The 7,756-nt window shown below is 29.2% G+C and carries 8 protein-coding genes; 1 reads left to right on the top strand and 7 read right to left on the bottom strand.

Features of this window, described 5'->3' with window-relative positions; translation table 11 throughout:
* The 7 genes from fliB to HUJ77_RS02345 form a co-directional block, all read right to left on the bottom strand.
* The coding region (gene fliB, locus HUJ77_RS02375; RefSeq protein WP_291706970.1) for a flagellin lysine-N-methylase at positions 1-626 on the bottom strand (626 nt) is incomplete at its 3' end.
* 296 nt (positions 627-922) lie between these two features.
* Positions 923-1,699 (bottom strand): sulfite exporter TauE/SafE family protein, encoded by a 777-nt coding sequence (locus HUJ77_RS02370; RefSeq protein ID WP_291706969.1) that lies wholly within the window; start codon positions 1,697-1,699, stop codon positions 923-925.
* 149 nt (positions 1,700-1,848) lie between these two features.
* Complete coding sequence (locus HUJ77_RS02365; protein ID WP_291706968.1) at positions 1,849-2,976, bottom strand: MBL fold metallo-hydrolase; 1,128 nt, start codon at positions 2,974-2,976, stop codon at positions 1,849-1,851.
* Between the two features lie 40 nt (positions 2,977-3,016).
* The gene (locus HUJ77_RS02360; protein ID WP_291706967.1) at positions 3,017-3,412 is read right to left on the bottom strand and encodes a DsrE/DsrF/DrsH-like family protein; all 396 of its coding nucleotides are present in this window, start codon (positions 3,410-3,412) and stop codon (positions 3,017-3,019) included.
* A gap of 67 nt (positions 3,413-3,479) precedes the next feature.
* On the bottom strand, positions 3,480-4,052 hold the full coding sequence (locus tag HUJ77_RS02355) for a sulfurtransferase TusA family protein (RefSeq protein WP_291706966.1): 573 nt from the start codon (positions 4,050-4,052) through the stop codon (positions 3,480-3,482).
* A gap of 164 nt (positions 4,053-4,216) precedes the next feature.
* Positions 4,217-4,474, bottom strand: a complete 258-nt coding sequence (locus tag HUJ77_RS02350) for a metal-sensitive transcriptional regulator (RefSeq protein WP_291706965.1) — start codon at positions 4,472-4,474, stop codon at positions 4,217-4,219.
* Between the two features lie 850 nt (positions 4,475-5,324).
* Positions 5,325-6,950 carry a hypothetical protein gene (locus HUJ77_RS02345; protein ID WP_291706964.1) on the bottom strand — a complete coding sequence of 542 codons (1,626 nt, stop codon included), beginning with the start codon at positions 6,948-6,950 and terminating at the stop codon, positions 5,325-5,327.
* A 109-nt stretch (positions 6,951-7,059) separates the two neighbouring features.
* Between HUJ77_RS02345 and HUJ77_RS02340 the strand changes: the two genes are divergently transcribed.
* Positions 7,060-7,470: a hypothetical protein gene (locus HUJ77_RS02340; RefSeq protein ID WP_291706963.1), complete on the top strand. Its 411-nt coding sequence runs from the start codon at positions 7,060-7,062 to the stop codon at positions 7,468-7,470.
* Positions 7,471-7,756 lie beyond the last annotated feature (286 nt).

Here is a 7,756-nt window from a genome sequence, read left to right as displayed (position 1 = left end):
TCTAACTTATTTATAAAATCACCTAATATATAAAGCCTTTCACTTAAATTAAATTTTCTATTTTGTATTATCTTAATACTAAAATCTCTAATTTCTTTGAAATACTTTATTGGTGACTTATTATACTTTTTAGATTTAGTATCAATGTCACTTGATATTATATGTTTTTCTATTATTTCTTCGCTTTCTTTAAACTTAATTCCCTCTTCCTTTAATAAGAGAATTTTTGCAGCTTCATTGCAGGCTACATCAAGAGACATCTCATAATAACCATCTATTTTATTAATTATTCTAGGAAAAGATGTACAAACGTTTGAAAGATATTCTTCTCCAAGCTTAGAATAAATAATGCAATAATTTTCTTCGTCTAAAAAAGGACATCTCTTATCAGCTTTTAATTTTACTTTTCCATAATCCACATCACTGCTTGTACAATACTGATTGTTGTGAAGATTTTTTTGAAACATTCTTTTCATTTCTGTATCTTTAACTTTATAATACTGCCTGAAGGTAGTCTTATCTATATCTATATCCCAACCAACACAGCAACTATCCTTACAATTTCCACCTATACACTTAAATTCTTTAAAATATTCTGGGTATCTCGCTTTTATATTTTCCGCCATAGTATAACTTCCTTTTCAAATACATTCATTAGACTTTCTATTACTCATTTATTTTACTACAGTATTATAAGTTTGTCAGATATCTCTTAACTAATATTATAAGAGCTGATCTTTATACTAAAAACACAATATATTATTAAACAATTAAACTATAGCAATAAAAAATCGAACTACCTTTAAAGGCAGTTCGATTTTTTATTATTAATTATTCAATTTCTTATTAATTAGGCTACTATTTCTAAAATTTCTTGTATCCCTTTAATGAAATAATTTTCTAATTTATAATCTCTTTTATTCTATAATATGCCCATCCATATTTTCACTGCTGTAGCAAGGATAAGTACAGCTAAAACATTTTTAAGTATTTTTGCATTAACTTTCTTACTAAAGGCTGCTCCTAATGGAGATGCAATAAGACTTGCTACTACCATTATTAAAGCTGGAACTAATTCTACTTGTCCTGTTGTAATCTTTCCTGCCATAGAACCTATAGATGATATAAATGTTATAGCTAGAGATGATGCTATAGTCATACGAGTAGGAATCTTTAAAACTACAAGCATTATAGGAACTAATAAAAATGCTCCTGCTGCTCCTACAATCCCTGATCCTATTCCAACAATAAAAGCAAGTCCAGAAGCTAAAACTTTATTGAAGTTTACCATTTCCATAGGTACATCTTCATTATCTTTTTTAGGGATAAACATTAATATAGCTGCTAGTAAAGCAAGTATCCCATAAATTATATTAATGACTTCTTCAGCTAAAAACTTAGAGCCATAACTTCCTATAAGGCTTCCTATTAAAATACTTACACCCATATAACCTATTAGCTTTTTATTTAAATATCCACCTTTTCTATAGACCATAATTCCACCAATAGTGGCAAAGAACACTTGAACAGCACTAATACCTGCTACCTCATGAGCACTAAAGGCTGCTAATCCAAATAGTGGTGGTATATATAAAAGCATTGGGTATTTAATTATAGAACCTCCTATACCTAGCATTCCTGATATATATGATCCTATGAATCCTATTAAAAATATTGTTAATATATATGAAATTTCCATTTGTCTCCTCCTAAGTATTTAATAAAGAGGCTACCTAAGCAGCCTCTAATTAAAAGTTTAGAATGTAAAATGAAGAATTGCTAAAATAATTTATTCCTTCATTTTACATTTTCCATTGTTAATTTTAGTTTTGCCACGGTACCTATAAACTATCTAACTGCACATCTATTAGGTCCAATCTCCATTTCTCTTTGTCTATCTTCATCTGGAGATATTTGACCAATATTAAATAGTCTTATATCCTTATAATCATTAGGTTGAGGTTGAATATTATTTGTAACAAGATTTATAAATTCCTCTTCATCCTCTATGTTTAGAACATCATTTTTTTCAAAAAGTTCTCCTAACTTCTTACCAACTGTACCGTCTTCATTAAGCTCATCTACTATCATATAGTGAGCTGGAAGAACTAAAAGTTCATATGATAATTCTCTATATTTCTTATATAAACTTTCTCTTAAATCTGCTGCCCATTCTCTAGCAACTCCAGCAAGATCTGGTCTTCCTATTGAGTTAATAAATAATATATCTCCTGTAAGTAAGTAGCTATTATCAATAACAAATGAAATTGAACCACTAGTATGTCCTGGAGAATATAAAGCATGAATATTTACAGAACTACTACCTACATTTATTACTAATCCATCTTCTAGATGACTATAGATAAATGTTACTCCTTTTGCATCCATTGGTGAAAGGTAATATTTTGCTCCTGTTTTTTCAGCAAGGAAACGTCCTCCTGAAATATGGTCTGCATGAAGATGTGTATCAAATACATGTTTAATCTTAGCACCCTTTAAATTTGCAAAATCAATATACATATCAATAAATCTTGCAGCATCTACAACAGCTGCCTCACCATTAGATATAATCATGTAAGAAAGACATCCCTTACCAAAGCGAACAAATTGATAAAGTTCTCCTCCATTCTTTAGATCTGCAATCTTTAATGGTTCTATATACTCACTATAGCTTTTCATACCACCTTCAAGATATGATGCTTTAAATCCAGCTTCATCTAACATATCAGCTATCATTACAGATGAGCCTTCCTTAGCACATACTACTAAAAATTCTTCATTTTTAGGAAGCTTGTCAGCAATACTATCTACTCCATCTAAAAGATCAAAGTAAGGAACATTCATATGGGTAAAGTTTTTACCTTCTATTTTCCAATCTTTAAATTCTTCTGTGTTTCTAACATCTAATATAAATAAATTTTCTTTATTAATTATCTTTTTAGTTATTTCTTTTACATTTACTTTTCTTATACTCATCTCAAGTATACCCCCTTAGGTATTATTTTTTCAAAAAAAATTAGAAGCTTAAAGTTATATCTGCATCTTTAGCAAATTCTAAAAATGTTACAGCTCCGCCTACTTCAATATTATCAAATAGGTCTTCTTTATTAATTCCCATAACATCCATAGTCATTTGACATGCAATAAACTTAACATCCATTTCTTGTGCCATTAAAGCAAGCTCTTCTACTGAAAGTACATTAGCATTTTTAAAGCCTTCTTCTAATTGTTCATTTCCCTTTGGCATTACAATTCCCTTAACTCCTTGTTTGTGAATAAGGTTAAGACCTTCAAATGTAAAGAAAACTGTAACCTCCATATCTGTTGCTGCTGCTGCATTTGCAATATTAAAAACTTTATAGGCATTAAATATATCTCCGTTACTTGCTATTATAGCTACCTTTTTACTCATTCTTATTTCCTCCTCTATATTTACATATATCAATCATTTATTTCTATATTTTTATCTAATTATTATATTAATTTATTCCTTCTAAATCCCCTGTCCAATTACTCATACCAGGAATAACATTTATAACCTTATTAAAGCCATTATCAGAAAGCTTTTGTGCTGCTAAATCACTTCTATGACCTGTTCTACAAATTACATATACTTCTTTATCCTTTGATAGCTTAGAAATATTTTCTTCTAAGTCTCCTAGAGGCATAGATATAGCATTAGGTATATGAGCAAAAACATACTCTGCTTCTTCCCTTACATCTACAATTTGTATATCTTCTTTAGCTTCAATCTTTTTAATTAATTCATCATTTGTAGTTGTTACTTCGTGTTTTTTTTCTATTACTTCATTAGAAGAATCTTTTCTAATATAATGCTTGAATACTCCTTCATCCTGAAAACTACCTAAGTATTGGTATCCAGTATTATTTGCCCAAGCTTTTACATCTGCTACTGATCCTTTATCAGTAGATTGAAGTTCAACTACTTGACCAACTTCTAATTGAGCCATTCCCTTCTTAAGTTTTACTATTGGCATAGGGCATGATAACCCATTTGCATCTACTACTAAATCAACCTTTATATTTTTCATGTAAACTTCTCCTTAATATTTTTTATTTTTTCTTTAGATAAAATCATAAGTTATATAATAGAATTAAACCTTTACGTTATACCCTACATGGTATATTCTTCTTAAAAAAATAGGATCAAATCTTCGTTCTATACCCTGCAGGGTATATTTTTCTCAAAAAAAATTTATCTGCTTTTTACTAGAAGATCTACAGCTTCCTGTACAATTTTATGTTTATTCTCTTCACTATCTTCTTCTGTTACAGATTTTACAAGATTCTCACTAACAATAATTCCTATGGACCTATCGATAGCTGAACGAACTGCTGAAAGTTGTGTTATAACTTCTTTACATTCCTTCTCATCTTCCATCATATTTAATATGCCTTTTAATTGGCCTTCTAATCTCTTAATCCTATTTACAACTTTATGATCATACTTCATAATTTCACCCCTAATATATGTACTACATTATTATTTTTTAACAAATTATATACCACACAGGGTATATTGTCAATGGATGAAAATCTATGATTAAATTAAATATTATTAATATTCTTTTTATTATATAGATAATATCTAAATTATATTTAATAACTTTATCTATAAATATAATGTCTTTGTTCTATGTTGTTAATCACATTATATACCCCCTATGGTATATTGTCAATAATCTTTTTTAATAAATAATGATTATTAATTTAAAGTTAGAATTTTTTTATCTCTAATTTAAAATATATTAAGCTGAAGATAACATTTTATAACATTATACTTTTTAAGTCTTGTAATTGATAAATTAATATAATCAGCTAAACTTATAACTAAATCAGAATTAAGATTACAATTCAAGGTGTATTTTGCCTCTTCAATAATTAAAGCTGAAACATAAAAAATATATTCTGGTAGCAAATAATTTTCCTGAACCATAACATCTAATAACTTTATAATTGGCTCTAAATCAGTAATTCCAGCACTTATATTTATTTTAAAATCAGAAAAAGGTGTAATTTACGATATTCTTCATATACCACAATAAAATATATAAGTTATGTTATAAAAAGATGCTGTCCTTAATGCATTATCTAAATGGTTAAGCCTTGGAAAATATGCAAAATAAAAAACTCACAAAAGAGTTTTTGAAATTAATATATTTAGTTTTGAGTTTGTATTAGGGCTGTTGCTTGGCAGCCCTAATTAATTATCTTTTATAAACATTTTTACTTATTAATTTTCTATCTTAAGCTCAAATATTATTTAATCTTCTTAATGTAAACTTTATTTTATAAAACACTTGTTATACATAAACTTCATCTGATAATTCATCTGCTAGTTCTTCTAATACTTCTATTAATCCATTAGACATTTCTAATGTTGATGGCACTTTTATTATTTGTCTGTTCTTAACTTCTGCTTCAACTAATGGCTCCAATATATTCATTGCAAATCTATTTTGATTAGAACTTGCAAACATATCTTTAAGTAATTTCCCAGTTAATTTATCTGTTAATATATCAATAATATTTTCAGCTTCTTTTTTATTTAATAAATAATCCTCAGCTAATTCTGTAAATACCTTCTCTACTATTTTCACCATTTTATTAGCATCATCTTCAATAAACTCATTCAACACTGCACCTGATACTTTGCCTGCTGCTGCTCCACCAGCAAAAGATCCAAGTATTCCTCCTATAACCCCACCAATGGCAGTACCAACTATAGGTATTGCTGATCCAATTGCTGCACCTGCAGTAGCTCCACCTACCCATCCAGCTGTTCCTCCTGCAACTGTAGATGCTGTATTGGCAACATTTTTAAATAATTGACTTCCTGATATCCTTCCTTTAAAAATATCAGCAACATCTAAGCTAGATAAAACTACTACTGAAATAGCACCAGTTATTGCATTTCCTCGTAACATCTTAGCTGCACTTTTCATAGCAGCTGCACCATATATATTACTACCACTTCTAAATGCATTAACCAACATTGCTGATGCCTTAGGACCCATTAAACTCACAATTGCTTCTGAACTTCCTACTAATGCACTATTTAAACCAGCTCTTGATAATTGACTGGATAATATAGCCGTTACAAATGTTGTTCCGCCTACTTTTAATCCCGCATAAGTAGCCTTTTTAATAGCATCATCAAAATCCTCTCCATTCCAAATGGATGTGGCAAATGTTAAAGTTGCACTAATCCCCATTGCACCAGTTGCAATAATTGCTCCATTAACAGCATCAAATGTAATTGATTCTACTGTTCCAAACTTAGCTATATTTTTTACTTGTTCATATGTAAATTTACCTTTTCTAACTATTTCATTAGCTTTTGATGGATCACTTACCCCTGGAACCTCTCCATTTTTTATTCTATTTTCCATAGCTTTTACTGCAGCATCATATTTATCTGATGGAACTTCTATTTGCATTGGTGTTCCATCTGCATTTAAATACCTTAACTTTCCATTTTCAAAACACTCTGAAATGCACTTTGAGCCACTAGAACAATATTTTGTTTGAATACTAATACCATTAACAACTCTATCTGCTCCATTTTTAACAATACGCCCTGTATTAGGATCAATTTCCTCACCTGTTAATTTCACAGTATCTTTTCCAAAAAAGTCAAAATTACTTACTTTGTCATACAAATGATTAGCATTTTCTGCAGCAAACCCATGTCCCCTAGGTGTATTAAACTTATCCATTCCATATACAGTACTGGCATTACTAACATTTCCATATATTACGCCAGCTGTTACTAATGGCATTTCAATTTGACCACTTTTTAATTTATCCTGTATTTCCTTCAATGTTTTTTCAATATCATAATCGTTTTTTTCTAAATATTTTTTACATATCTTTTCACTTAATCCTGTATTTTTAATGGCTAATTCTAATTTTTCTTCATTATCCATTCATCTATTCTCCCCTTTTGTTAAGATGTCCTTATTTTACCACATTATTGTATATGATTTAAATTTTTATATTTATTAAAATATTAAACTATTATTTAGGAGGTATGATATGTTAGAAACAGAAAAAGCTTATATTGCTGGAATTATTGACGGTGAAGGAAGTATAATGCTACAAAGATTTCATTCTAATGAATTTCCCGCTCCTTGTGTATCAATTGCTTCTACTTCCTTAGAACTATTAAAATGGATTAAGAAAACTGTAGAAAAAGGTGTTATAATTTCTAAGAAAAATTATAATCCCGAAGTTCATAAGGATTGCTATAGTTATGTTTTAAGAAGAAATGTTGCAATTTATCTTATAAAAGAAATATATCCTTATTTAATCATAGATTCAAAAAGACAACGTGCTGAATTGATACTAAAAAATTATAAAGCTTTAACTCCTAGAAATGGTCGTTATTCTCTTGAAATGTTAGAAGCCAAAGAAAATTTCTATAATGAATTTATATCTATAAAGTAAAAATCCACGATATTTCTATCGTGGATTTATTGGTGGAGGCGAGGGGTCATGCGGTCCCTGTATTTCTATTCCATTAGAACCAATCTATAACATTTATAGATTTTATTAGATTCCAATCTCAGGCATTGACTATATCTTAGTGTATAAAGCTTATACACTCTTGGCGTATTATAGAAGCTCAGTATAGTTTATGTCTTCTATCCTAGTATTCCATTGCTTTCGCTTTAGGAACCTATAAGTCGATACGAGGCTGTTGAATTTCTTCACATACCTCTCGGTATTGCCG

This window comes from Clostridium sp., from assembly GCF_021443865.1.
Lineage (GTDB): Bacteria > Bacillota > Clostridia > Clostridiales > Clostridiaceae > Clostridium.
Note: the sequence above shows the minus strand (reverse complement) of the source record. Positions and strands in the feature narration are given on the sequence as shown.

What these genes read in the sequence shown, in the direction of transcription:
- HUJ77_RS02370 (WP_291706969.1), bottom strand. Translation starts at nt 1,699, where the DNA reads ATGGAAATTTCATATATATTAACAATATTTTTAATAGGATTCATAGGA.
- HUJ77_RS02365 (WP_291706968.1), bottom strand. Translation starts at nt 2,976, where the DNA reads ATGAGTATAAGAAAAGTAAATGTAAAAGAAATAACTAAAAAGATAATT.
- HUJ77_RS02360 (WP_291706967.1), bottom strand. Translation starts at nt 3,412, where the DNA reads ATGAGTAAAAAGGTAGCTATAATAGCAAGTAACGGAGATATATTTAAT.
- HUJ77_RS02355 (WP_291706966.1), bottom strand. Translation starts at nt 4,052, where the DNA reads ATGAAAAATATAAAGGTTGATTTAGTAGTAGATGCAAATGGGTTATCA.
- HUJ77_RS02350 (WP_291706965.1), bottom strand. Translation starts at nt 4,474, where the DNA reads ATGAAGTATGATCATAAAGTTGTAAATAGGATTAAGAGATTAGAAGGC.
- HUJ77_RS02345 (WP_291706964.1), bottom strand. Translation starts at nt 6,950, where the DNA reads ATGGATAATGAAGAAAAATTAGAATTAGCCATTAAAAATACAGGATTA.
- HUJ77_RS02340 (WP_291706963.1), top strand. Translation starts at nt 7,060, where the DNA reads ATGTTAGAAACAGAAAAAGCTTATATTGCTGGAATTATTGACGGTGAA.